The organism is Microbacterium sp. UFMG61, assembly GCF_015354505.1.
Taxonomy (GTDB): Bacteria; Actinomycetota; Actinomycetes; order Actinomycetales; family Microbacteriaceae; genus Microbacterium.
The window spans coordinates 1-23,425 of sequence record NZ_JACAFP010000024.1; the positions used below are offsets into that span (position 1 = coordinate 1).

23 protein-coding genes and 2 rRNA genes are annotated in these 23,425 nt (G+C 68.5%); 23 read left to right on the forward strand and 2 right to left on the reverse strand.

Annotated features, from left to right (window positions below; genetic code table 11):
* Together IXW21_RS17785 and rrf are read left to right on the forward strand one after the other, a co-directional pair.
* A 23S ribosomal RNA gene (locus IXW21_RS17785) occupies window positions 1-215 on the forward strand; the annotation flags it as partial.
* Window positions 216-320: 105 nt separating this feature from the next.
* Window positions 321-437: ribosomal RNA gene (rrf, locus tag IXW21_RS17790) — 5S ribosomal RNA — on the forward strand.
* A gap of 228 nt (window positions 438-665) precedes the next feature.
* Here rrf and IXW21_RS17795 read toward each other — a convergent pair.
* Window positions 666-1,844: a hypothetical protein gene (locus IXW21_RS17795; protein ID WP_194765588.1), complete on the reverse strand. Its 1,179-nt coding sequence runs from the start codon at window positions 1,842-1,844 to the stop codon at window positions 666-668.
* Window positions 1,845-1,913: 69 nt separating this feature from the next.
* On the opposite strand from IXW21_RS17795, the gene IXW21_RS17800 reads away from it, so the two are divergent.
* The 21 genes from IXW21_RS17800 to IXW21_RS17900 all read left to right on the forward strand — a co-directional run bounded on the left by IXW21_RS17800 (window position 1,914) and on the right by IXW21_RS17900 (window position 23,111).
* Complete coding sequence (locus IXW21_RS17800; RefSeq protein WP_228528744.1) at window positions 1,914-2,690, forward strand: hypothetical protein; 777 nt, start codon at window positions 1,914-1,916, stop codon at window positions 2,688-2,690.
* Window positions 2,690-3,730, forward strand: a complete 1,041-nt coding sequence (locus tag IXW21_RS17805) for an HAD-IIA family hydrolase (protein WP_194765567.1) — start codon at window positions 2,690-2,692, stop codon at window positions 3,728-3,730. The genes IXW21_RS17800 and IXW21_RS17805 overlap by 1 nt, the downstream gene beginning before the upstream one ends.
* A gap of 90 nt (window positions 3,731-3,820) precedes the next feature.
* Window positions 3,821-3,997 (forward strand): hypothetical protein, encoded by a 177-nt coding sequence (locus tag IXW21_RS17810; protein ID WP_194765568.1) that lies wholly within the window; start codon window positions 3,821-3,823, stop codon window positions 3,995-3,997.
* The gene (locus IXW21_RS17815) at window positions 3,994-4,791 is read left to right on the forward strand and encodes a TlyA family RNA methyltransferase (protein WP_194765569.1); all 798 of its coding nucleotides are present in this window, start codon (window positions 3,994-3,996) and stop codon (window positions 4,789-4,791) included. Before IXW21_RS17810 ends, IXW21_RS17815 begins: the two co-directional genes overlap by 4 nt.
* Window positions 4,788-5,702, forward strand: a complete 915-nt coding sequence (locus tag IXW21_RS17820; RefSeq protein ID WP_194765570.1) for an NAD kinase — start codon at window positions 4,788-4,790, stop codon at window positions 5,700-5,702. The genes IXW21_RS17815 and IXW21_RS17820 overlap by 4 nt, the downstream gene beginning before the upstream one ends.
* Window positions 5,699-7,390 (forward strand): DNA repair protein RecN, encoded by a 1,692-nt coding sequence (gene recN / locus IXW21_RS17825; protein ID WP_194765571.1) that lies wholly within the window; start codon window positions 5,699-5,701, stop codon window positions 7,388-7,390. Before IXW21_RS17820 ends, recN begins: the two co-directional genes overlap by 4 nt.
* Before the next feature lie 17 nt (window positions 7,391-7,407).
* Entirely contained in the window at window positions 7,408-9,108 is a 1,701-nt protein-coding gene (locus IXW21_RS17830; RefSeq protein WP_194765572.1) for a CTP synthase, read from the forward strand.
* Entirely contained in the window at window positions 9,101-9,682 is a 582-nt protein-coding gene (locus IXW21_RS17835; protein WP_194765573.1) for an NUDIX domain-containing protein, read from the forward strand. Before IXW21_RS17830 ends, IXW21_RS17835 begins: the two co-directional genes overlap by 8 nt.
* Before the next feature lies 1 nt (window position 9,683).
* Window positions 9,684-10,586 (forward strand): site-specific tyrosine recombinase XerD, encoded by a 903-nt coding sequence (gene xerD / locus IXW21_RS17840; protein WP_194765574.1) that lies wholly within the window; start codon window positions 9,684-9,686, stop codon window positions 10,584-10,586.
* Window positions 10,587-10,723: 137 nt separating this feature from the next.
* Window positions 10,724-11,740: a hypothetical protein gene (locus tag IXW21_RS17845; protein WP_194765575.1), complete on the forward strand. Its 1,017-nt coding sequence runs from the start codon at window positions 10,724-10,726 to the stop codon at window positions 11,738-11,740.
* 1 nt (window position 11,741) lies between these two features.
* Entirely contained in the window at window positions 11,742-13,322 is a 1,581-nt protein-coding gene (locus IXW21_RS17850) for a hypothetical protein (RefSeq protein WP_194765576.1), read from the forward strand.
* Window positions 13,319-14,041: an ABC transporter ATP-binding protein gene (locus IXW21_RS17855; protein WP_323742313.1), complete on the forward strand. Its 723-nt coding sequence runs from the start codon at window positions 13,319-13,321 to the stop codon at window positions 14,039-14,041. The genes IXW21_RS17850 and IXW21_RS17855 overlap by 4 nt, the downstream gene beginning before the upstream one ends.
* An 80-nt stretch (window positions 14,042-14,121) precedes the next feature.
* Window positions 14,122-15,360, forward strand: a complete 1,239-nt coding sequence (locus IXW21_RS17860; protein ID WP_323742314.1) for an ABC transporter permease — start codon at window positions 14,122-14,124, stop codon at window positions 15,358-15,360.
* Window positions 15,361-15,459: 99 nt separating this feature from the next.
* Entirely contained in the window at window positions 15,460-16,350 is an 891-nt protein-coding gene (locus IXW21_RS17865; protein WP_194765578.1) for a ParA family protein, read from the forward strand.
* Window positions 16,334-17,179, forward strand: a complete 846-nt coding sequence (locus IXW21_RS17870) for a segregation and condensation protein A (RefSeq protein ID WP_194765579.1) — start codon at window positions 16,334-16,336, stop codon at window positions 17,177-17,179. Before IXW21_RS17865 ends, IXW21_RS17870 begins: the two co-directional genes overlap by 17 nt.
* Window positions 17,169-17,771, forward strand: coding sequence for an SMC-Scp complex subunit ScpB (gene scpB, locus IXW21_RS17875; RefSeq protein ID WP_194765580.1), 603 nt, complete (start codon window positions 17,169-17,171; stop codon window positions 17,769-17,771). Before IXW21_RS17870 ends, scpB begins: the two co-directional genes overlap by 11 nt.
* 79 nt (window positions 17,772-17,850) lie before the next feature.
* Entirely contained in the window at window positions 17,851-18,654 is an 804-nt protein-coding gene (locus IXW21_RS17880; protein ID WP_194765581.1) for a pseudouridine synthase, read from the forward strand.
* Entirely contained in the window at window positions 18,651-19,802 is a 1,152-nt protein-coding gene (locus tag IXW21_RS17885; RefSeq protein ID WP_194765582.1) for a prephenate dehydrogenase, read from the forward strand. The genes IXW21_RS17880 and IXW21_RS17885 overlap by 4 nt, the downstream gene beginning before the upstream one ends.
* Window positions 19,795-20,511 (forward strand): (d)CMP kinase, encoded by a 717-nt coding sequence (gene cmk, locus IXW21_RS17890; protein ID WP_194765583.1) that lies wholly within the window; start codon window positions 19,795-19,797, stop codon window positions 20,509-20,511. The genes IXW21_RS17885 and cmk overlap by 8 nt, the downstream gene beginning before the upstream one ends.
* On the forward strand, window positions 20,504-22,024 hold the full coding sequence (gene der / locus IXW21_RS17895; RefSeq protein WP_194765584.1) for a ribosome biogenesis GTPase Der: 1,521 nt from the start codon (window positions 20,504-20,506) through the stop codon (window positions 22,022-22,024). Before cmk ends, der begins: the two co-directional genes overlap by 8 nt.
* A gap of 97 nt (window positions 22,025-22,121) precedes the next feature.
* Window positions 22,122-23,111, forward strand: coding sequence for an NUDIX domain-containing protein (locus IXW21_RS17900; RefSeq protein WP_194765585.1), 990 nt, complete (start codon window positions 22,122-22,124; stop codon window positions 23,109-23,111).
* 16 nt (window positions 23,112-23,127) lie between these two features.
* On the opposite strand, the gene IXW21_RS17905 is transcribed toward IXW21_RS17900, so the two are convergent.
* Window positions 23,128-23,425, reverse strand: a 298-nt coding sequence (locus tag IXW21_RS17905) for an HNH endonuclease signature motif containing protein (RefSeq protein ID WP_194765586.1), incomplete at its 5' end; no start/stop codon positions are given.

Below are 23,425 nucleotides of genomic sequence, written 5' to 3' on the forward strand. Positions count from 1 at the left end.
TGGTGTGTCAGTTGTTCCGCCAGGAGCACCGCTGATTAGCTACGTTCGGGATGGATAACCGCTGAAAGCATCTAAGCGGGAAGCCGGCCTCAAGATGAGATTTCCATACCTTCGGGTGAGAGGCTCCCAGCCAGACTACTGGGTTGATAGGCCAGATGTGGAAGTGCAGCAATGCATGCAGCTGACTGGTACTAATAAGCCGATGACTTGATAACACACCGTTTGTTGGTGCTACGCGTCCACTGAGTGGTTCTCGATGTACGGTCGAGAACCGCATGACAATGACTTTGTTATGTGTTTGATTGAAACATCAATAGTGTTTCGGCGGCCATAGCGTGAGGGAAACGCCCGGTTACATTCCGAACCCGGAAGCTAAGCCTCACAGCGCCGATGGTACTGCAGGGGGGACCCTGTGGGAGAGTAGGACACCGCCGGACTTCTTTTAAGCAAATGGCCACCCATCGTTGGGTGGCCATTTTGCGTTTACAGCAACAACAATAGGGAGCATCATGCCGGATGAGGAAGAGCGCCGTCCGCGTCGCAACGACGACAATGGATCGCGCGGTCACCGACCTTCCGGCGGACGCTCCGAGGGTAACCGCGACAACGGTGGCCCCCGTCGCGATGGCGGTTACAACCGAGACAACCGCGATGGTGCCCCCCGTTCAGGCGGTTACAACCGCGACAACCGGGATGGTGGCGCACCTCGTTCGGGTGGCTATAACCGCGATAACCGTGATGGTGGTGCTCCTCGTTCTGGTGGGTACAACCGTGACAGCCGTGACGGTGGCGCACCCCGCTCCGGTGGGTACAACCGTGACAGCCGCGACGGCGCGGCACCTCGCTCCGGTGGTTACAGCCGTGATGGTGGCGCACCCCGTTCTGGTGGGTACAACCGCGACAACCGCGACGGTGGCGCCCCTCGTTCGGGTGGGTACAACCGTGACAGCCGCGACGCTGGCGCTCCTCGTTCGGGCGGCTACAACCGTGACAGCCGCGACGGTGGTGCTCCTCGTTCGGGCGGCTACAACCGTGACAGCCGCGACGGTGGTGCTCCTCGTTCGGGCGGGTACAACCGTGACAGCCGCGACGGTGGTGCTCCTCGTTCGGGCGGGTACAACCGTGACAACCGCGACGGTGGTGCTCCTCGTTCGGGCGGGTACAACCGTGACAACCGCGACGGTGGTGCTCCTCGTTCGGGCGGGTACAACCGTGACAACCGCGACGGTGGTGCTCCTCGTTCGGGCGGCTACAACCGTGACAACCGCGACGGCAGTGCACCTCGCTCCGGTGGCTACAACCGTGACGGTGGTGCACCTCGTTCCGGTGGCTACAACCGTGACAACCGCGACAGTGGCGCACCTCGCTCTGGCGGCTACAACCGTGACAGCCGTGACGGTGGCGCTCCTCGTTCGGGCGGGTACAACCGTGACAACCGTGACGGCAGTGCACCTCGCTCCGGTGGCTACAACCGTGACGGTGGTGCACCTCGTTCCGGCGGCTACAACCGTGACAACCGCGACAGTGGCGCACCTCGCTCTGGCGGCTACAACCGTGACAACCGTGACGGTGGTGCACCTCGCTCTGGCGGGTACAACCGTGACACCCGCGACGGTGGCGCTCCCCGTTCGGGCGGGTACAACCGTGACAACCGTGATGGCGGTGCTCCCCGCTCCGGTGGGTACAACCGCGATGACCGCGCGCCTCGCGAGGATCGTGACTCTTCGCGCTCGTACCCGCAGCGTGGGGGAGCAGGTCGTGAGCGTCCGGTGCAGGCCTCGGGAGACCGCCCGCGCTTCAACGACCCGCATATCCCGGACGATGTCACCGCGCGCGATCTTCACACCTCAGCTCGTAACGAGCTCAAGACCCTGAGCAAGGAGAACGCCGATCTCGTCGCTCGTCACCTTGCCATGGCATCACGACTGATCGACGAGGACCCCGCACTCGCTCACGAGCACGCACTCGCGGCATCCCGTCGTGCCGGTCGCATCGCGATCGTGCGCGAGACGCTCGGTATCACCGCGTACGCCACAGAGGACTTCGCGCTGGCGCTCCGTGAGCTGCGCACCTACCGTCGCATCTCCGGCAAGGACGATCAGATCGCACTGATGGTCGACAGCGAGCGTGGCATCGGTCGTCCGGACCGTGCTCTCGAGACCGGGCGTGCGGTCGACCGGGCCGCGCTCACCACACCCGTCCGCGTCTCGCTGGCCATAGCGATGTCCGGTGCTCGCCTCGATCAGGGCGACCTCGATCTCGCGCTCGGTGAGCTCGAGATCCCCGAGCTCGACCCTGATCGTGCCTTCGAGTGGAGCCCCATGCTGTTCTCTGCGCGCGCAGCGGTTCTCGAGGACCTCGGGCGCACCGAGGAAGCCGAGTTCTGGGCGCACCGTGCCGACGTCGCCGCAGAGGCACTGGGAGTCGACGAGGCCGGCGACGAGGAGATCCTCATCGAAGACGGCCTGATCGAGGGCGACTTCGAGAATGACGAGATCGTCGACCTCGCGGAGGCCGACGCCGCTCCTGAGTCCGACGCCGAAACCGACAACGAGACTGACCCGCAGCCCGAGCCGTCGATCGACGACGAGGTACGCGAGCTTCTCGGCGAGGACATCGGCGCTTCTGACGACGAGCGGGATGACGCCGGAGAGAAGCCTGCTGCCTCCGGCACGTCCGAGGAGGCGTAGTGGGGCTGTTCTCGAAGAAGCCGGTCACCTCGCGGACCCCGCTGGACGGCGTCGACGCGGTGCTGGCCGATCTCGACGGCGTCGTGTACGCCGGCCCCGGCGCTCTTCCCCATGCGGTCGAGAGTCTGAACGAGGCAGCGACATCCGCACGCCTCGGCTACATCACGAACAATGCGTCGCGCACCGATGCATCGGTGGCCGAGCATCTCACGAGTCTCGGTCTCGACGTCGCTCCGGCTGACGTGATCACCAGTCCTCAGGCAGCGATGCGCCTGCTGGCGGGGATCGTTCCTCCGCCGGCGACGTTGCTGATCGTCGGCGGAGCCGGCCTGGTGGACGAGGCGGAGAAGGCCGGATACACCGTCACACGCAGCGCCGAGGATGCTCCCGACGCCGTGGTACAGGGCTTCGCCCCCGAGGTGGCGTGGACCGATCTCGCCGAGGCCGCCTTCGCTCTGAAGGTGCCCGAGGACGAGGGGGGCATCCCCTGGATCGCCACGAACACCGATTGGACGATCCCGCGTGAGCGCGGGGTCGCACCGGGAAACGGCACCCTCGTGTCCGCTGTGCACACCGCCATCGGCCGCCTCGCGACCGTCGCCGGCAAGCCCGAGGTGCCGATCTTCGAAGAGGCGACCGAGCGGTTCGCTGCGACGAAGCCGCTGTTCATCGGCGACCGTCTGGACACCGACATCCTCGGCGCCGTACGCGCGGGCATCGACTCGGCTCTGGTGCTCACGGGAATCGATCGACCGAAGCACGTTCTCGCTGCTCCCGAGGGATCGCGCCCGACCTACATCCTCAGCGATCTCCGGGAGCTGCACCAGCAGTATCCGGAGACGACGGTGAAGGACGGCGTCCACTCGGTCAACGGGGCATCGGTACGTGTCGTCGGCGCCGACGTCGAGATCATCGCCGAGGGCGACTCGCAGATCGATCTGCTGCGCGCCGGCGCGGCCGCGATCTGGGCCTCGGGCACGCCGGTGTTCGTGCTGCGCGTGCCGGAGCGACTCTATGACGACCCGTTCCATCGCCCCTGAGATCTGCCCCTGAGATCTGCCCCTGAGATCCGGCCCTGAACGCCGACGTGGCTTCGCCGACGTGTCGTCGCCGCCGCGTACAGTAGAAGCGTGAGCGAAGAGACGACGAACGCACCGACCGATGGTCTGTGGAGTCGCCTGCGCCTGATCGAGGGGCAGCCGCTCGCCGCCCGCGCAGACGCGTACTCCGGATTGCACGACGAGTTGTCGCGCAGGCTCGACAGCGGCGCCAGGATCGACCAGCGCGACGCGCCGGGCGCCCGATGACGCGACTCGACGCCGCCCTCGCCGCTCGAGGACTCGCTCGCTCGCGCACGCACGCGGCCTCCCTCATCGCTGACGGCGTCGTGAGCGTCGATGGCCGCCCCGTCGTGAAGCCGTCGACATCAGTCGCAGAGTCGTCGGAGATCACGGTCGCCGGCGCCGACCACTACGTCGGACGTGCGGCGCATAAGCTCATCGCCGCACTCGACGCGTTCGGCATCGTGGTCGACGGGCGGCTCGCCCTCGACATGGGTGCGTCGACCGGCGGCTTCACCCAGGTGCTGCGCGAGCGCGGCGCCCGCCGAGTCCTGGCGGTCGACGTGGGGCACGATCAGCTCGCCGCCTCCGTCGCCGACGACCCCGGTGTCGTGAGCGTCGAGGGCTACAACGTCCGGTACATGACCCCCGAGAACCTCGCAGCGGCGACGGGCGAAGCCGCGCCGCCCGACCTCGTGGTGGGCGATCTCTCCTTCATCTCGCTCGAACTCGTGCTCCCGGCCGTCGCGGCGGTGGCTCCGGCAGGAGCTGACATCGTCCTGCTCGTCAAACCACAGTTCGAGGTCGGACGCACGGCAGTTCGCGGCGGGCTCGTGACCGACCCCGCGACGCGATCGGACGCGGTGGCGCGCACCGTCTGGAGCGCGTGGGATGTGGGCCTCGGAATGCTCGGCATCCTGCCCTCTCCGATCCTCGGGACGCACGGCAACGCGGAGTACCTGGTACACCTCGCGCCGGGCCGGGGCAGCGATCCGTCAGAATGGTCGGACCGCATCAACGCAGTGACAGGGGGACGATGAACGAGCGCAACATCCTGGTCGTCGCCCATGCGGGCCGCGCTGATACGGTGGCCGCCGCGCGGTGGGTGACCGACGCTCTGCGCGGAGCGGGTGCGCGTCCGGTGCTCGCCGCGGACGACAGCGCCGATCTCTGCGCAGTCGACCAGCACTTCGCCGACGTCGACGTGCTCGGCGAGACCGTGCAGCAGGAAGACCTCGAACTCGCCATCGTCCTCGGCGGCGACGGCACGATCCTGCGTGCCGCGGAGCTCGTCCGCGGCTGTGCCGCGCCCGTTCTCGGGATCAACATGGGGCATGTGGGATTCCTGGCCGAGATCGACCGCGATGACATGGACGATGCGGTTCGACGGGTGATCGCCCGCGACTACGAGGTCGAGGAACGGCTGGCCCTCTCGATCCGTGTCAAGGACGTCGACGGGGCCGTCGTGTACGAGACCTTCGCGCTGAACGAGGCCACGGTCGAGAAGGCCAGCCGTGAGCGCATGATCGAGGTCGTGCTCGAGATCGACGGGCGCCCGCTGTCGAGCTTCGGCTGCGACGGCATGGTGGTGTCGACCCCGACCGGGTCGACCGCCTACAACTTCTCGGCGGGCGGGCCCGTCATCTGGCCGAGTGTCGAGGCCATCGCGGTCGTCCCACTGTCGGCGCATGCGCTTTTCGCGAAGCCTCTCGTCGTCAGCCCGGATGCGGCGGTGGCGATCGAGATGCTCGAGGGCACGTCGGGTTCCGGCATCCTGTGGTGCGATGGCCGGCGCTCTCACGACCTGCCGCCCGGAGCGCGCGTGGTGGTGAGGCGGTCGTCCCGGCCCGTGCGGCTCGCGCGCCTGCATCCGACCGAGTTCACCGACCGCCTGGTGCGCAAGTTCCAGCTGCCGGTCGCCGGCTGGCGAGGGCAGGGGGTGACGGCATGATCGAGGAGATGCGGATGCAGGGGCTCGGCGTCATCGCCGATGCCGTTCTGCCCCTCGGAGCAGGTTTCACCGCGATCACTGGCGAGACCGGCGCGGGAAAGACCATGGTCGTCACCGGGCTCGGCCTGCTGTTGGGCCAGCGCGCCGACTCCGGCGCCGTGCGTGCGGGGTCGTCGCAGGCCTCGGTGGCCGGCGTATGGGTCGTACCGGAGTCCGGCGACGTCGCCGACATCGTGACGGATGCCGGCGGAGAGCTGGAACCGGCCGGTGCGGGGCTCGCAGAACTCTACGTCTCGCGCACGCTCAACGCCGAAGGGCGCAGCAGGGCCAGCGTGGGCGGACGGGCAGCGCCTGCGGGGGTGCTCTCGGCGCTCGCGGAGGAACTCGTCGTCGTGCACGGACAGTCGGAGCAGCTGCGGCTGAAGTCCGCGTCCGCGCAGCGCGACGCGCTCGACCGATTCGGAGGCGCTCCGATCGCGACCGCACTCGAGGCCTACACGCGGGCGTACGGCACGTGGCGTGACCTCGACGCCGAGATCACCGACATCACCGAGAACCGCGACCGCAGGGCCGAAGAGGCCGGCCGTCTGCGCGACGCGCTCGCGCTCATCGAGGCCACTGCTCCCGAGCCGGGAGAGGATGCCGAGCTCGGCGCCCGAGCCGAACGTCTCGCGAATGCCGAGGAGCTTCGGTTAGCTGCCTCGCAGGCGCACGGTGCTCTCTCGAACGAAGAGGGGGAGCCCGACGTCACGGCGCTGCTGGCCGAGGCCCGGCGCGTGCTCGAGCGTGCCTCGGACGCCACGCTCACCGACATCGCAGAGGCTCTCGCCGATATCGGCTACCGCGTCACCGACCTCGCAGGACAGCTGTCCGCGTACCTCGCCGACCTCGATGAGACCGGCCCGCATGAGCTCGCAGCCGTCGAGGAGCGCCGCGCTGCGCTCGGTGTGCTGATCCGCGCGCACGGATCGCTCGAGGAAGCTCTGGAACTCTGGCAGAGCGGCTCCGCCCGACTCGCCGAGCTCGATGACGACGGGGAACGACTCGAGCGACTGCAGGCCGAGCGCGATGCAGCCCGCGCGGACCTCGATCTGAAGGCGGAGAATCTGACAGCCGCGCGAACCTCGGCCGCCGCCAGGCTCGGCGCTGCCGTGAGCGACGAGCTCCACGCCCTCGCCATGCCGGATGCCCGCCTCGAGGTCGCGGTGGCGCCGGGCGCCGAGACCACCCACGGTCGCGACGACGTCTCTATCCTCCTCGCACCGCATCCCGGTGCCGAGCCGCGCTCGGTGGCCAAGGGGGCATCCGGGGGAGAGCTCTCCCGGGTGATGCTCGCGATCGAGGTCGTCATCGCCGGGACGGACCCCGTGCCCACCTTCGTGTTCGACGAGGTCGACGCCGGCATCGGCGGCGCCGCCGCGATCGAGGTCGGGCGACGACTCGCCCGACTCGCAGAGACGTCGCAGGTCATCGCCGTGACGCATCTCGCTCAGGTGGCGGCGTTCGCCGGCAACCACCTCTCGGTCGTCAAGTCCCACGACGGCGCAGTCACCGCCTCGAGTGTGCGCCGTCTCGAGGGGACCGAACGCGAAGCCGAGATGGCGCGACTGCTCTCCGGTCTGACCGATTCCGACGCCGCACTCACCCATGCCCGAGAACTTCTCAGCCTCGGCACCTCCACCGCCTGATAGGATCGAAGCCCGTGATGAACTCTTCTTCTGCGGGGCCCAAGAACGACACGACCAAGCACATCTTCGTGACTGGTGGTGTCGTTTCGTCTTTGGGCAAGGGGCTCACCGCCGCGAGCCTCGGTAACCTCCTCACCGCCCGCGGACTCCGCGTCGTGATGCAGAAGCTCGACCCGTATCTGAACGTCGATCCCGGCACCATGAACCCCTTCCAGCACGGTGAGGTGTTCGTCACGGACGACGGTGCAGAGACCGATCTCGACATCGGCCACTACGAGCGCTTCCTCGACATCAACCTGTCGCAGGCTGCGAACGTCACGACCGGCCAGATCTACTCGCAGGTCATCGCCCGCGAACGCCGCGGCGAGTACCTCGGCGACACGGTGCAGGTGATCCCGCACATCACCGACGAGATCAAGCGCCGCATGCGTCTGCAGGCGACCGAGGACCCGCGTCCCGATGTCATCATCACCGAGGTCGGCGGCACCGTCGGCGACATCGAATCGCAGCCGTTCCTGGAGTCCGCGCGTCAGCTGCGCCATGAGCTCGGCCGCGACAGTGTGTTCTTCGTGCATGTCTCCCTCGTGCCCTTCATGGGCGCATCCGGTGAGCAGAAGACCAAGCCCACCCAGCACTCGGTCGCCGCCCTCCGCCAGGTCGGCATCCAGCCCGATGCACTCGTGCTCCGCAGCGACCGCCCGGTCAGCGAGAGCAACCGCAACAAGATCGCGCTCATGTGCGACGTCGACGCCGAGGGCGTCATCAACACGGTCGACCTGCCGAGCATCTACGACATCCCGTCGACGCTCAACGATCAGGGCCTCGACTCGTACATCGTCCGCCGCCTGGGTCTCGATCGGAAGGCCGCCGCCGATGTCGACTGGTCGCGCTGGAGCAAGGTCCTGCACGCGGTGCACAACCCCAAGCACGAGGTGACGATCGGCCTGGTCGGAAAGTACATCGACCTGCCCGACGCGTACCTCTCGGTGACCGAAGCGCTCAAGGCGGGTGGCTTCGCGCAGGAGACCAAGGTCAACATCCGCTGGATCCCGTCCGACCTGTGCGAGACGCCCGAGGGCGCGAAGGAGCAGCTGGGCGCGCTCGACGGGATCTGCGTTCCCGGAGGCTTCGGCATCCGCGGCATCGAGGGCAAGCTCGGCGCGCTGAAGTTCGCCCGTGAGCAGGGGATCCCGACCCTGGGTCTCTGCCTGGGCCTGCAGTGCATGGTCATCGAGTACGCCCGGGATGTCGCCGGGATCGAGGGCGCCTCGTCGAGCGAGTTCGACCCCGAGACCGCAGCCCCCGTGATCGCGACCATGGCCGAGCAGATCGAGATCCTCGACGGGGGAGACCTGGGCGGCACCATGCGCCTCGGCCTCTATCAGGCGGCTCTCGCCGAGGGTTCGCTGGCGCGTGAGCTGTACGGCGCGCCCGAGGCATCCGAGCGCCACCGCCACCGCTACGAGGTCAACAACGCGTACCGCACGCGTCTGGCCGACGCCGGACTGGTGTTCTCGGGCCTGAACCCCGACCTCGACCTGGTCGAGTTCGTGGAGCTGCCCCGCGATGTGCACCCGTACTACATCGCCACCCAGGCGCACCCCGAGCTCCGCTCGCGTCCGACCGACCCGCACCCGCTGTTCCGCGGACTGGTGGGCGCGGCGATCGCGCGTCACCGGTCGAGCGAACTGTTCGATGTCGACGCTGCCGATGCCTGAGTCGATCGAGAATCTGCGCGACGAGCCCTTCGTTCCGGAGGTGCTCCGGAGCGACCTCGCCTACCAGGGTGCGGTGTGGAACGTGCGCGACGACCTCGTCCGCTACGGCGAGGGCGAGATCCGTCGGCAGTACGTGGAGCACACCGGAGCGGTGGCGATCCTCGCTCTCGACGAACAGGACAGGGTGCTGTTGATCCAGCAGTACCGGCATCCGATCCGTCATCGCGATTGGGAGTTGCCCGCCGGCCTGCTCGACGTCGCGGGGGAGGAGCCCCTCAAGGCGGCGAAGCGCGAACTCGCGGAGGAGGCCGACCTGGTCGCCGAGCGCTGGGAACCGCTCGTCTCGTCGTGGACCACCCCGGGCGGGAACGACGAGGTGATCCACCTCTTTCTCGCGACCGGCATCTCGTCGGCTCCGGCCGCCCATGAGCGCGAAGACGAAGAGGCCGACATCCGCGTCGAGTGGGTCCCGCTCGGCGAGGCCGTCGACGCGGTGCTCGACGGACGCATGCGCAACGGCATCCTGACGATCGGGGTGCTGGCGACCGCGCAGCGACTGCGCGACCGGAGCTGACGTGCAGCTCGATCGTGCGCTGGACACCTACCTGCGCCACGTCACGATCGAGCGCGGGCTCAGCGAGCACACCATCGCGGCGTACCGGCGCGATCTCGGCGGGTACCTCGACTGGCTGCATGCATCGGGGGTCACCGACACCGGGGAGATCACTCCGGCCGTGGTCGGTGACTTCATCGCCGAGAGGTCGGGCGGTGATCCGGCCCCGGCGGCGACGAGCCTCGCGCGGCTGCAATCCTCGGTTCGCGGCTGGCACAGGTTCCTGGCACGCGAGGGAGTCGAGGCCGATGACCCGAGCGGACGCCTGCGTCCCCCCAAGGCACCGCGCCGCCTGCCGAAGGCCCTGACGATCGATCAGGTCGAGCGCCTGCTGAACGCCCCGTCTGCCGAGGAGCCCCTCGGCATCCGCGATCGCGCGCTGCTCGAGCTGCTCTACGCGACGGGGGCCCGGGTCTCCGAAGCCGTGGGGCTCGACGTCGACGATCTGGCTCACGGTGACGTCCTGCGACTGCGCGGCAAGGGTTCGAAGGAGCGGATCGTCCCGGTGGGCTCTTACGCCCGCAGTGCGGTCGACGCGTATCTGACGCGGGTGCGCCCCCAGCTCGCGGCGTCCGGGCGTGCCTCGGCGCGGTTGTTCCTCGGTGCGCGGGGCGCACCGCTGTCACGGCAGAGCGCGTGGCTCGTGATCCGCGCGGCCGCCGAGCGCGCGCAGATCACGGCCGAGGTGTCTCCGCACACTCTCCGGCACTCCTTCGCGACCCATCTGCTCCAGGGCGGTGCGGATGTGCGTGTGGTGCAGGAGCTGCTCGGTCATGCCTCCGTCGCGACCACCCAGATCTACACGCACGTGTCCGTCGACACTCTCCGGGACGTCTACGCGACCTCGCATCCGCGGGCGCGATAGCGGCATCCGAGACCCCGCGACGTCATCCTTCGGAGGTATCTTCGTCCGCCATTTGGGGGACGCGGCGATCGATGCTCTCCCCCTAGTGTTACTCGGGACCGCCGATCTCTGTGCGTCGGCGATGAATGGAGTAAGACATGCGTACCACCGGTCCTCTTGCCGCGCTCGCTGCAACCGCTCTGGTGTTCACTCTCGCCGGGTGCTCCGGCGCGACCGACGGCGAGCTCACCTACGAGGACTCGCCGCTGAACGAGTACCTCTCCGCCGCGTACGGCGGAGACCTCTCGCCCGAGGAGCAGCAGAAGCAGTTCGAGGAACGGCAGCTGAAGACCGAGGAGCTGATGGCGGAGTGCATGGCCGAAGAGGGCTTCGAGTACACGCCGAACACGCAGAACGGTGGCATGGTCTTCTCCGACGATGAGGTCGAGTGGGAGCCGGAGAAGAAGGACTGGGTCGCGAAGTACGGATACGGGATCGTGAACAACCCGTACAACGAGGTCATGCAGGAGGGCGGGTCGGAGGAGTACGTTGACCCGAACTCGGAGTACGTCGAGTCCCTCTCTGAGTCGGAGCAGACCGCGTACTACGAGACCGCCTACGGCGTGCCGCCCGAGGAGGAGGAGCTCGCCGAGGACGGGAGCTACGAGTACAACTGGGAGGACGCGGGGTGCCAGGGATGGGCTCAGCACGAGCTCGAGGGCGAGGACCCGTGGCAGTCCGACGAGTTCGCAGACCTGCGCGACAAGATGAACGCCGTGTTCACCGAGGCGCAGGAATCGCCGGAGCTGAAAGACCTGAACGCCGAGTGGGCCGCGTGCATGGATGATGCCGGCGAGCCCGGATTCACCGCGCAGCTCGATGCGCAGCAGTCGATCTCCGACGAGCAGAGCGCTCTCTTCGACGCCGCATACGGTGACGGCACGACGGAGGTCGACGTCGAGTCGCCCGATTTCGTGGACCCGTCCGAGTCGCCGGAGATGAAGGAGCTCGGCGAGCGCGAGATCGAGCTGGCCCTCGTCGACCTGGAGTGCAAGGAGAAGACGTCGTACATGAAGCAGGCGCTCGAGATCCAGTTCGCGATCGAGGAGAAGTTCATCGCCGAGAACAAGGCGGACCTCGAGGCGTTCAAGGCAGCCGCCGAGCAGAACAGCTGACATGAAGGACGACGAGACACCGACGACTGAACTTCCCGCCGAGCTCCTTCCCGAGCAGACCCCCGACCTCGCGCCGGAAGAGGGGGCACAGACCGACGACGTCGACACGTCCCGCGTGAGCGGGTGGCGACGGATCCTCCGCGGCAACCGGACGCTGTGGATCGTGGCGGCCTGCGCTGTGGTCAGCCTGGTCGCCGGACTGCTGGTCGGTCGCTTCCTGATCTCCCCGGCCGATGCGAGCGAGACGCCGGATCCCGGTCTCGTCACCGTACCCGTCGAGTTCGGGGCGCTCAGCAACGATGTGACCCTCCGCGCCGACGTCGGATACGCGGATGCCGTCGAGGTGACGATCGACACCACGGGCGGCGGCAGCGTCGTGACCGGATCTGTGCCGGAGGTCGGAGCCACGCTCAACCCGCTGTCGATCGCGCTCGAGGTCGAAGGTCGACCCGTGATCGTGCTGCCGGGCGAGCTTCCGGCCTACCGGACGCTGCGGGTCGGAGTCTCCGGCCCCGACGTCATCCAGTTGAAGCAGGCGCTCGTGAGCATCGGCATCGATGCCGGGGATGTGTCGTCGAACCTGTTCGACCAGACGACGGCGAACGCGGTCGGGCAGCTGTACGCCCAGGCGGGATACCCCCTGCCGTCCCCCGAGGAGGGGGCGGAGGACACCGTTCGCGCCGCGGAGGAGGGCGTCCGCGCTGCTCAGAGCGGGGTCGCGCAGGCGGAGCAGGCGCTCGCTGCTGCGGGAGCCGGTCCTTCGAGCCTCGAGACCTGGCAGGCCGATGTCCGCGTGGCTCAGGCGGAGCAGGCGCTCGCGGACGCGAAGAACGGCGCCGAGGGGACGAACGTCCAGCAGGCGGAATGGGATCTGCAGACGGCTCGCCTCGAGCGCGACCAGCTGTGGGCGGGGAAGGACACCGGAGCGGAGAGAGCAGCTCTCGATGCTGCGCGTCAGCAGGTCGGGGCGGCCGAGGAATCGCTCGCGAGTGCGCGCGAGAGCGTCCTTCCGTACTTGCCCTCGAGTGAGGTGCTGTTCCTCACGGAGCTGCCGCGACGCGTCGATGCGGTGAACGTGAAGCGCGGCAGCGCCATCTCGGGCGCCGTCATGACGGTATCCGGAGCGACGGTGCGCCTCACGGGCGCGGCAGCCGAAGCCGACGCGCGACTGCTCGAGGTCGGTGCTGAGGGAGTCTTCGAGCTCCCCGACGGCACCGAGCACCGCGCGGTCGTCTCAGAGCTGAAGCCGGGGAAGGATGCCAAGGCACGCTGGGAGGTTCTCTTCGAGCCGGACCCTCTGACCGCGGAGCAGATCTCTCAGTTGCAGGGGAGCAACGTGCGGGTGCGTATCGCGGTAGGCGCGACTGAGGGCGACGTTCTCTCGGTGCCGCTCGCTGCGCTCACCGCCGGCCCCGGAGGTGAATCGCGCATCGAGGTCGTCGAGTCGGACCCCCGCGAGGGTGCGGATGCGAAGACGCGACTGGTCGTCGTCGAGACCGGGCTCGCCGCCAAGGGCGCGGTGGAGGTCACTCCCGTCGAGGGCGAACTCGACGAAGGCGATCTCGTGGTGGTGGGCAAGTGACCGACGCGCAGACGTCGATCCTGCCCGCCGCGTCCGACGTCGATCCTGTCGTGCCGCTCGTCGAACTGCGCGACGTGACGCGATCGTTCCCGGGGCCGCCTGAGGTCCAGGCGCTCAAGGCGGCCACCCTCGCGGTGGCGCCGGGCGATTACATCTCGATCGTCGGCCCCAGTGGCTCGGGCAAGTCGACGATGCTCAACATCCTCGGGCTCCTCGATCGTCCGAGCGTGGGCGAGTACCGCCTGTCGGGCTCGCTCACGGGCGATCTCTCGGACGACGAGCGCGCCGCTGTTCGCGCGCGATTCATCGGATTCGTGTTCCAGTCGTTCCATCTGCTGCCGCGACGCACCGTGCTCGACAACGTGCTGCTGCCGATGCTGTACAGCGGTGTCCCGCGGCGCGAGCGCGAAGAGCGCGCACGCGAAGCCCTGACGCGGGTGGGCCTCGGGCACCGGATCGACTTCTTCCCGAACTCGCTCTCGGGCGGTGAACGACAGCGGGTCGCGGTCGCACGTGCCGTGGTGAGCGGACCCCGGTTGCTGCTGGCGGACGAGCCGACCGGAAACCTCGATCAGCGCACCTCGGGCGAGGTCATGTCGCTGTTCGAGGAGCTGAACGAAGACGGACTCACCCTCATCGTCATCACCCACGATGACGGCGTCGCGCGTCGCGCCCGGCGGTGCATCCGCATCTCCGACGGTCGATTGAGCGAGCTGTGATCGGCCGGTTCCGTCGTACGCGCCGCACGGACCGCGACGACGCTCAGGTCTCGACGAGCGATGCCGCGGGCACGCCGCTCGTGCCGGCGATCGCGCACGCTGACCGGTTCACGTTCCAGGACCTCGTCGCGGAGGCGACGTCGGACATCGGCTCGCGGCCGGCACGGCTGGTCATGACGATCCTCGGCACAGTGCTCGGCATCGCCTCGCTCGTGGCGACGATCGGCTTCGCGCAGACGGCGGCCGCGCAGATCGCGAGCCAGTTCGACGGGGCGGCGGCGACGCGGGTCGTGGTGACCGCCGCGAAGGCGCAGTCGGGTTCCCAGAACCAGAGTGTCGCCGCGGGGCGGCTGCCGTGGGACTCGCCCGATCGTGTGACCTCCCTCGCGGGAGTCGAGAGCGCGACGCTGCTCGGCGAGGTCGAGCTCACCGAGGGGGAGACGATCACGGCGGTGCCGGTGAACGACCCCTCGGCTGCGGCAGTCGCATCGCCTCGACTGTTCTCGGCGTCGCCCGATCTGCTCGACACCGCAGAGGGTGGCCTCGTGACCGGTCGATTCTTCGACTCCGGGCACGACTCGCGCGCCGACAGGGTCGCCGTGCTCGGCAAGCGGGCGGCCGAACGCATGGGCATCAACCGGGTCGACTCCCAGCCGTCGGTCTTCATCGGCGGAGTCGCCTATGCGGTGATCGGCATCGTGGACGGGATGGAGCGTCGCAGCGAACTGCAGGATGCCGTGATCATCCCGACCGGATCCGCACGAGCCGACTTCGGGCTGCTCGCGCCCTCAGAGCTCGACATCCGGATCGCCGTGGGAGCCGGCCCCCAGGTGGCGAAGCAGGCGGTCGTCGCTCTGCAACCCGATGACCCCGAGAGCCTCGAGGCCAAGGCGCCGTCGGGAGCCTCCGACCTGAGCCAGAGCGTGCAGTCGGACGTGAATGTGGTGTTCCTGATCCTCGGCGTCATCGCCCTGCTGGCCGGTGGTCTGGGCATCGCGAACGTCACGCTGCTCTCGGTGATGGAACGGATCGGCGAGATCGGTCTGCGTCGTGCGCTCGGCGCGACGCGCCGGCAGATCGGGGCCCAGTTCATGGTCGAGTCGATAGTGATCGGCTTCATCGGCGGACTCATCGGCTCTGCGCTCGGGGTGTTCGCGGTGATCGCGGTCGCCGTGGTGCAGGGGTGGACGCCGGTCACTGATCCGCTGATCGCGCTCGCAGGCGCGGTTCTCGGTGCGGTCGTCGGCTGGGGGTCCGGCTGGTACCCGGCGCGCCGCGCCGCGCGCGTCGAACCGGTCGCCGCTCTGCGCGGGGCGTGACCGCTCGGGCCTTCACCTGAGTGGCCACGCCGCGCGCCGAGGGCGCAGCACGGAGCCCTGCCGCTAGAATCGATCAAGCACGAAGGAGCAGGAGAATCGGTGGTTGAGAAAGCGGCGAAGTCCAGGGCGAAGTCACAGAAGGCTGACGAGACGCCCCTCGGACCGACCGGTCGTCCCTATCACGGGTTCCCGACCCCTGCACCACTGACCTCGCACGGCCCTGCGCGCATCATCGCCCTGTGCAATCAGAAGGGTGGGGTCGGAAAGACGACCACCTCGATCAACCTCGCGGCGTCGCTCGCCGAGTACGGTCGCAAGGTGCTCGCCGTCGACTTCGATCCGCAGGGTGCGCTGTCGGCCGGTCTCGGTATCCAGACGCACGACGTGCCGACGATCTACGACCTGCTTCTCGACACCAAGCGCGATGCCCACGACGCGATCGTGCGATCGAACGTCGAGGGCCTCGACGTCATGCCCGCCAACATCGACCTGTCCGCGGCCGAGGTGCACCTCGTCAACGAGGTCGCACGCGAGACGATCCTCGCCCGAGTGCTCCGCCAGGTCGCGGGGGAGTACGACGTCATCCTCATCGACTGCCAGCCGTCGCTCGGACTGCTCACCGTGAACGCGCTCACCGCGGCCCACGGTGTGATCATCCCGCTCGAGTGCGAGTTCTTCGCGCTGCGCGGCGTCGCGCTGCTGATCGAGACCATCGACAAGGTCCGTGATCGCCTGAACCCGTCGATCACCATGGACGGCCTGCTCGCGACCATGTACGACCCGCGCACCCTGCACTCGCGCGAGGTCCTCGAACGTGTGGTCGAGGCATTCGGAGACGACGTCCTCGAGACCGTGATCGGCCGCACCGTGAAGTTCCCCGACGCGTCGGTGTCGGGTGTGCCCATCACCGAGTTCGCTCCCGAACACGCCGCCGCGCAGGCCTATCTGCGGCTTGCGCGGGAGCTGGTCGCCCGTGGCGCCGTCGCCTGACGAGAGCTCTGTCGACACGACGGATGCCGTCGATCCCGCGCCCGAGGACTCGGGCTTCCGTGTCTCCCTGTCGAACTTCGACGGCCCCTTCGATCTGCTGCTGAACCTCATCTCGAAGCACGAGATGGACATCACCGAGGTCTCCCTCAGCGCGGTCACGAACGAGTTCATCGCCTATCTGAAGGAGCTCGACGACGACGAAGAGCTCGACCAGGCATCGGAGTTCCTCGTCGTCGCCGCGACGCTGCTCGACATGAAGGTGGCCGGGTTGCTGCCGCAGGGAGAGCTGGTGGATGCCGAGGCGGTCGCGCTGCTCGAGGCCCGCGATCTGCTGTTCGCCCGTCTGCTGCAGTACCGCGCCTTCAAGGACGTCTCGGTGTGGTTCTCCCGGTGTCTGCATCGAGAGGGCCGGCGGCACGTCCGCGCGGTGCGGCTCGATGAGAAGCACCGCACGAAGACCCCTGAACTGGTCTGGACGCTCAGCGTCGATGACTTCGGGGCGCTGGCGCTGCTCGCGTTCGCTCCGAAGGAGATCCCGCACGTCGGGCTCGATCACCTGCACGCGCCGCTCGTCAGCATCCGCGAGCAGGCGGCGATCGTCGTCACCCTTCTCCGCAGCGCCGAGTCGGTGAACTTCCGCGAGCTCGTGGCCGGGGTGCAGGAGCCGGGGATCGTGGTCGCCCGCTTCATCTCGGTGCTCGAGCTGTACCGACACGCCGCGCTCTCGTTCGAGCAGCTCGAGCCACTCGGCGAGCTCACCCTCCGCTGGTCGGCCGAGTCCTGGTCGGATGAGACACTCGCAAGCCTGGGGGCTGACTATGACCGATGACATGACGACACCGCTCGCAGAATCTCCGCTTGCCGAGTCGCCGCTCGCAGAGCGGATCGAGGCGATCCTGCTGATCATCGACGAGCCGATCGGGCTGGTCGCCCTCGCCGCCGCCGTGGGGTCGCCGGTGGCGGCCGTGCGACAGGCGCTCGAGACTCTCGTCGACGACTACGACGGACGCGGTCACGGCCCGCGTCGTGGGTTCGAGCTGCGCGAGGTGGGCGGTGGGTGGCGGCTCTATGTGCGGGATGATCACGACGACCTCGTCGCCGAGTTCATCGGCGGGCAGGCCCCCGCCCGTCTGTCGCAGGCGGCACTCGAGACGCTCGCCGTGATCGCCTACAAGCAGCCCGTGACTCGCAGCCAGGTCGCATCGATCCGCGCGGTGAACGTCGATTCGGTGGTTCGCACTCTGCTCGCTCGAGGGCTCATCACCGAGCTCTTCGCCGACGCGGAGACGGGCGCGATCAACTACGGCACCACCGACGCGCTGCTCCAGCACCTCGGCATCAACTCGCTCGATGAGCTGCCACCGATCTCACCTCTGCTCGACGACGGGGCAGACGGTTTCGACGAAGGGACCATCCGATGACCTCTCCCGTATCTGCTGACGCGGCACAGCCCGAGGGCGTCCGCCTGCAGAAGGTTCTGTTCGACGAAGGGACCATCCGATGACCTCTCCCGTATCCGCCGACGCGGCACAGCCCGAGGGCGTCCGCCTGCAGAAGGTTCTCGCCGCAGCGGGCGTGGCGTCTCGCCGCGTCGTCGAGCAGTACATCGTCGAGGGGCGTATCCGCGTCAACGGCGAGACCGTGACCGAGCTCGGTCGGCGTATCGACCCCGAGAACGACCTCGTCGATATCGACGGCACCGCCGTGCAGCTCGACGTCTCGAAGCGCTATGTGATGCTCAACAAGCCCACCGGCGTCGTGAGCAGTATGCGCGACGAGAGCGGCCGGCCCGATCTGAGGCGCTTCACCGAGGACTACGAGGAGCGTCTGTACAACGTCGGCCGGCTGGATGCCGAGACGAGCGGGCTGCTGATCCTGACCAACGACGGCGCGCTCGCCCACGTATTGGCGCACCCCTCGTTCGGGGTCACGAAGGTCTACATCGCCAAGGTCGAGGGCGCGGTGACCGCTCAGACCATCGCGAAGCTCACGAAGGGCATCGAGCTCGAGGACGGCCCGATCGCCGCGGACAAGGCTCGTCTGCTCGACACCTCGCGTGGGTCGAGTCTCGTGGAGCTGACCCTCCACTCGGGACGCAACCGCATCGTGCGCCGCATGCTCGCGGCAGTGGGGCACCCCGTGACGGAACTCGTGCGGCGCCAGTTCGGACCCCTGCACCTGGGAACGCTCCCTGCGGGCCGGACCCGTGAACTGAGTAAAATCGAACTCGGTGCGCTGTTGACTCTCGCGCGCCGTGATTCCGGTGTCGCCGAGGCGCCAGGCGAGCAGCAGGAGAACGAGTGACCGATACGACGAGTGCGCCCGCACGGGTGCAGCCCTCGGGCTCCGTCGCGCCTCGCGTCGCGACTCGCCTGTCGGGGACCGTCCGCATCGTCGGAGCGGGCCTCCTGGGCGCGAGCATCGGCCATGCCCTGCGGGCCAAGGGAATCGACGTCGTTCTCTCCGACACGTCGCCGGCGCAGCTCCGCCTCGCCATCGACTACGGTGCGGGACGGGCAGCTGTCGACGACGATGCCCCTGCGCTCGTGGTCGTCGCCGTTCCTCCGGACGTGACCGCCGACGTCATCCAGGCCGAGCTCGAGCGACACCCGGATGCTGTCGTGACCGACGTGGCGAGTGTGAAGCTCGAGCCGTTCCGCGAGTTGCAGAGGCGCGGCGTCGATCTGACGCGCTACATCGGCTCGCACCCGCTGGCAGGGCGTGAGCGCGGGGGAGCGATCTCGGCGCGCGCCGACCTCTTCATCGGTCGCCCGTGGGTCGTGTGCCGCGATCACGATACGAAGGCCGCGGATCTCGCCCTCGTCGAGTCGCTCGCCCTCGATGTGGGGGCCACACCGGTCGAGATGACTCCGGAAGAGCACGATCGCTCGGTCGCCCTGACTTCGCACGTGCCCCAGGTCGTCGCGAGTCTGTTGGCCGGCCGTCTCGCCGGCGCCGACGAGGGCGCTCTGCGGCTGGCCGGGCAGGGCGTGCGCGACACGACGCGCATCGCCGCATCCGCCCCCGAACTGTGGGTGCAGATCCTCGGAGCGAACGCACGGCCCGTCGTCGAGATCCTGGATGCGCTGGCAGACGATCTGCGCCAGGTGTCGGATGCGCTTCGAGCACCCGATGCGCCGGGATCGCGTCGCGTCGTGGCGGAGACCATCCGCCAGGGCAACGACGGCGTCGAGCGTCTGCCCGGCAAGCACGGTCAGAATCAGCGCTTCGAGACGCTCGTGGTCATGGTGGACGACACCGCGGGCCAGCTGGGCCGCCTGTTCGGCGAGCTCGGCGAGCTCGGTGTGAATGTCGAGGATCTGCGACTCGAGCATTCGCCGGGCGCGCAGTTCGGCCTGGCCGAGATCAGCGTCGACCCGGCCGCGCTGCACGGCGCCATCACAGGACTTCAGGAACGCGGCTGGCGGATTGCAGGTACGAGCAATGACTGATCTTTCGACGAATGCGCAGCAGCGCGTGGCGACCGGCGCCGACTTCATCGCGATCGACGGCCCTGCCGGATCCGGCAAGTCCAGCGTCTCCAAAGCCGTGGCTCGCACGCTCGGCTTCGGGTACCTCGACACCGGGTCGGCGTACCGCGCTCTCGCCTGGCACGTGCTCCACCGCGGTGCCGACACCGCGGACGCGGACGCGGTGCTCGCCGCGGCATCCGACTTCCCGGTGAGCCTCGGGCTCGACCCCGACGACCGCACGGTGCGAGTCGGTGACGTCGACGTGACGGAGGCGATCCGCGAACCCCGCGTCTCAGGTGCGGTGAGCGGCGTCGCCCGCGTCGCCGAGGTCCGTGAGCAGGTCAACCGCCTGTTCCGATCGCTCGTCGCCGAGGCTTCATACCCCGCGGTGGTCGTCGAAGGACGTGACATCACCACGGTGGTCGCTCCCGATGCCCCCGTGCGGATCCTTCTGACCGCAGCGCCCGAGGTGCGCGCAGCCCGACGAGCCGGAGAGCTCGCGGGTGAGAACGCCGAGGCTGTGGCTGCGGCGCTGCACAAGCGCGACGCGTCTGACAGCGCCGTCGTCGATTTCCTGAATGCCGCAGACGGCGTCGAGGTGGTCGACTCGACCGACCTCGATTTCCCCCAGACCATCGACGCCGTGCTCACGGTGATCGAACGACTCCGAGGAGCACAGCATGGCTGACGACGAATACGAAGGCGGCCCCGACCAGCTCGCCGAGAAGATGGAGTCGCTCGACGAGCAGCTCGCCGAGGCCCGCGCGGAGACGCTGCGCCAGGGTCTCGCCGACTACGAGCTCGACGACGAGGATGCCGCGCTTCTCGCTGGTATCACGATGGGCGAGGACGGCATCCAGTTCATGCCGGCGCTGCCGGTGGTGGCGATCGTCGGGCGACCGAACGTGGGCAAGTCCGCGCTCGTCAACCGCATCCTCGGTCGCCGCGAAGCCGTCGTGGAGGACACTCCCGGCGTGACGCGTGACCGTGTGACGTACAAGGCCGAGTGGACCGACCGACGCTTCACGCTGGTCGACACCGGAGGATGGGAGCCCGACGCGAAGGGCATCGACCGTTCGGTCGCCGCCCAGGCCGAGGTCGCGATCGATCTCTCCGATGTCGTGCTGTTCGTGGTCGACGCCATGGTGGGGGCGACCTCGACCGATGAGCACGTCGTGAAGCTGCTGCGCAAGAGCGGCAAGCCGGTCTTCCTCGTCGCGAACAAGATCGACGACGGCCGCCAGGAGCCTGAGGCCGCCGCGTTGTGGAACCTCGGTCTCGGTGAGCCGTATCCGGTGTCGGCGATCCATGGCCGTGGTGTCGCAGATCTGCTCGACGCCGTGTTGACGAAGCTCCCCGAGGTCTCTGCCGTGGCGAAGGCCGAGATCGGCGGCCCGCGTCGCGTGGCCATTCTCGGTCGCCCGAACGTCGGCAAGTCGTCGCTGCTCAACAAGGCCGCCGGTGAGGAGCGCGTCGTCGTGAACGACCTCGCGGGAACCACGCGCGACCCCGTCGACGAGATCGTCGAGCTCGGCGGCAAGCTGTGGACGCTGGTGGACACCGCCGGCATCCGTCGTCGCGTGCACATGGCGCAGGGCGCCGACTTCTATGCCTCGCTGCGCACATCGGCCGCCCTCGAGAAGGCCGAGGTCGCCGTCGTCGTGCTCGACGTCTCCGAGACGATCAGCGAGCAGGACGTGCGCATCATCGACCTGGTGCTCGAGTCCGGGCGTGCCCTCGTGCTGGCGTTCAACAAATGGGACCGTCTCAATGACGACGACCTCGAGAACGCCGACCGCCGACGCTACCTCGAGCGCGAGATCGAGCAGGACCTGGCGCACGTCGCCTGGGCCCCGCGCGTGAACATCTCGGCGAAGACGGGTCGTCACCTCGACAAGCTCGTGCCGGCACTCGAGACCGCGCTCGAGAGCTGGGACCGCCGCATCCCCACGGGCAAGTTCAACGCCTTCCTCGCCGAGCTCGTCGCCGAGCACCCGCACCCGCTGCGTGGAGGCAAGCAGCCGCGCATTCTGTTCGGCACGCAGGCGTCGACGCGTCCGCCGACGTTCGTTCTCTTCACGACCGGCTTCCTCGACCCGGGCTACCGCCGGTTCATCCAGCGTCGCCTGCGCGAGCTGTACTCGTTCGAGGGGACGCCGATCGTCGTCAACATGCGGGTGCGCGAGAAGCGCCAGCGCTGATCCGCCGAGGCGTCCGGCGCCGATCGTCGTCATCGCTGCGTTCCCGCATGTGACTGCGATCGGTGCCGATGCCGGGATGCTGTGAAAGGCTGGAGGGGTGACTGTCGTACCTCCTGCTGCCGGTGAGCCTCGCCGCCCCGACGGACCGCGTAACCCCGGCGATGCCTGGGTCGTCGCGCCGTCGGGGGAGAAGTACTGGGGCCGTTTCGGCGCCGCAGGCCTCCTCGCCGTCGATCCGGCGCGGGGCATCCTGCTGCAGCACCGTGTGGCGTGGAGCCACTTCGGTGGGACCTGGGGTCTGCCCGGCGGTGCCATGCACGAGGGCGAGTCCGCGATCGTGGGCGCCGTCCGCGAAGCGCAGGAGGAAGCAGGTGTCCCGGATGCCTCGGTGCGCCCACGTTTCACGAGTGTGCTCGATCTCGGAATCTGGTCGTACACGACGGTGATCGCCGATGTCGTCGTGCCGTTCGAGCCGGTGATCAGCGATCCCGAGAGCCTCGCCCTGGAATGGGTGCCTGTCGACGAGGTCGATGCGCGCCCACTGCACCCCGGTTTCGCACGGGCATGGCCCGAGCTGAGGACGCTGTTGTCGGTGCATCCGGCGCTGGTCGTCGACGCGGCGAATGTGGTCGGCTCAGTGCCGGACGGCTGGTGGAAGGACCGCGCCAGCGCCACCACTCGCCTCGCTGTGCGTCTCGACGGCCTGTCGGTTCCGGCCGCTGACCTCGAGATCGGCGGAACCGAGTGGTTCCCCGAGATCGCGCTCGTGGTCGAGGGCCAGGCACGCGGCATCGAGGTACCGGCCTCGGCTCGGGAGTCCGTGCCGTTGCCTTCGCCGGGGGCGACGTCCGCATCGTCATCGCCTGATGTCGGTGAGCTGCTTCCCTCTGGAGTCGTGTCCGTGGTCGAGGCCGCCGCTGCGGGTGACGACGCGATCGTCGCGGAGGTCGCGCGTCGCGCAGCTCTCGGCCAGACAGTGATCGCCGTGACGAGCGACCGCGAGCTGCAGGAGCGCGTCGTTGCTGAGGGCGCTCTGCAGGTCCGCTCGTCCGGGTGGCTGCGCGGCATGCTTGATGCCGGCGCCTGAGTGAACTGACAGGCCATCAGACGAACATGACTCGTCGTGGTGGTGGGTCGGTGTAGGTGCGGCCGAGGGGGCTGGTCCAGGTGATGGTGCCGTCTGGTTGTTGGTGTGCGGTCCAGCGGTGTCGGTCGTGGATGTCGGGGTGTTTGAGGGTGTGGTGTCGCCGGCAGAGGTGGCTGAGGTTGTCGGTGCGGGTTTTGCCGCCTCTGGCGTGGTCGTGGGTGTGGTCGATGTCGCAGCGGTGGGTGGGCGTGCGGCATCCGGGGAATCGGCAGTGCTGGTCGCGGGCGCGCAGGAACCTGCGCATGGGTGCGGTG

What these genes read in the sequence shown, in the direction of transcription:
- der (WP_194765584.1), top strand. Translation starts at nt 20,504, where the DNA reads ATGGCTGACGACGAATACGAAGGCGGCCCCGACCAGCTCGCCGAGAAG.
- IXW21_RS17835 (WP_194765573.1), top strand. Translation starts at nt 9,101, where the DNA reads ATGCCTGAGTCGATCGAGAATCTGCGCGACGAGCCCTTCGTTCCGGAG.
- IXW21_RS17800 (WP_228528744.1), top strand. Translation starts at nt 1,914, where the DNA reads ATGGCATCACGACTGATCGACGAGGACCCCGCACTCGCTCACGAGCAC.
- IXW21_RS17820 (WP_194765570.1), top strand. Translation starts at nt 4,788, where the DNA reads ATGAACGAGCGCAACATCCTGGTCGTCGCCCATGCGGGCCGCGCTGAT.
- recN (WP_194765571.1), top strand. Translation starts at nt 5,699, where the DNA reads ATGATCGAGGAGATGCGGATGCAGGGGCTCGGCGTCATCGCCGATGCC.
- scpB (WP_194765580.1), top strand. Translation starts at nt 17,169, where the DNA reads ATGACCGATGACATGACGACACCGCTCGCAGAATCTCCGCTTGCCGAG.
- IXW21_RS17830 (WP_194765572.1), top strand. Translation starts at nt 7,408, where the DNA reads ATGAACTCTTCTTCTGCGGGGCCCAAGAACGACACGACCAAGCACATC.
- IXW21_RS17845 (WP_194765575.1), top strand. Translation starts at nt 10,724, where the DNA reads ATGCGTACCACCGGTCCTCTTGCCGCGCTCGCTGCAACCGCTCTGGTG.
- IXW21_RS17815 (WP_194765569.1), top strand. Translation starts at nt 3,994, where the DNA reads ATGACGCGACTCGACGCCGCCCTCGCCGCTCGAGGACTCGCTCGCTCG.
- IXW21_RS17850 (WP_194765576.1), top strand. Translation starts at nt 11,742, where the DNA reads ATGAAGGACGACGAGACACCGACGACTGAACTTCCCGCCGAGCTCCTT.
- IXW21_RS17880 (WP_194765581.1), top strand. Translation starts at nt 17,851, where the DNA reads ATGACCTCTCCCGTATCCGCCGACGCGGCACAGCCCGAGGGCGTCCGC.
- cmk (WP_194765583.1), top strand. Translation starts at nt 19,795, where the DNA reads ATGACTGATCTTTCGACGAATGCGCAGCAGCGCGTGGCGACCGGCGCC.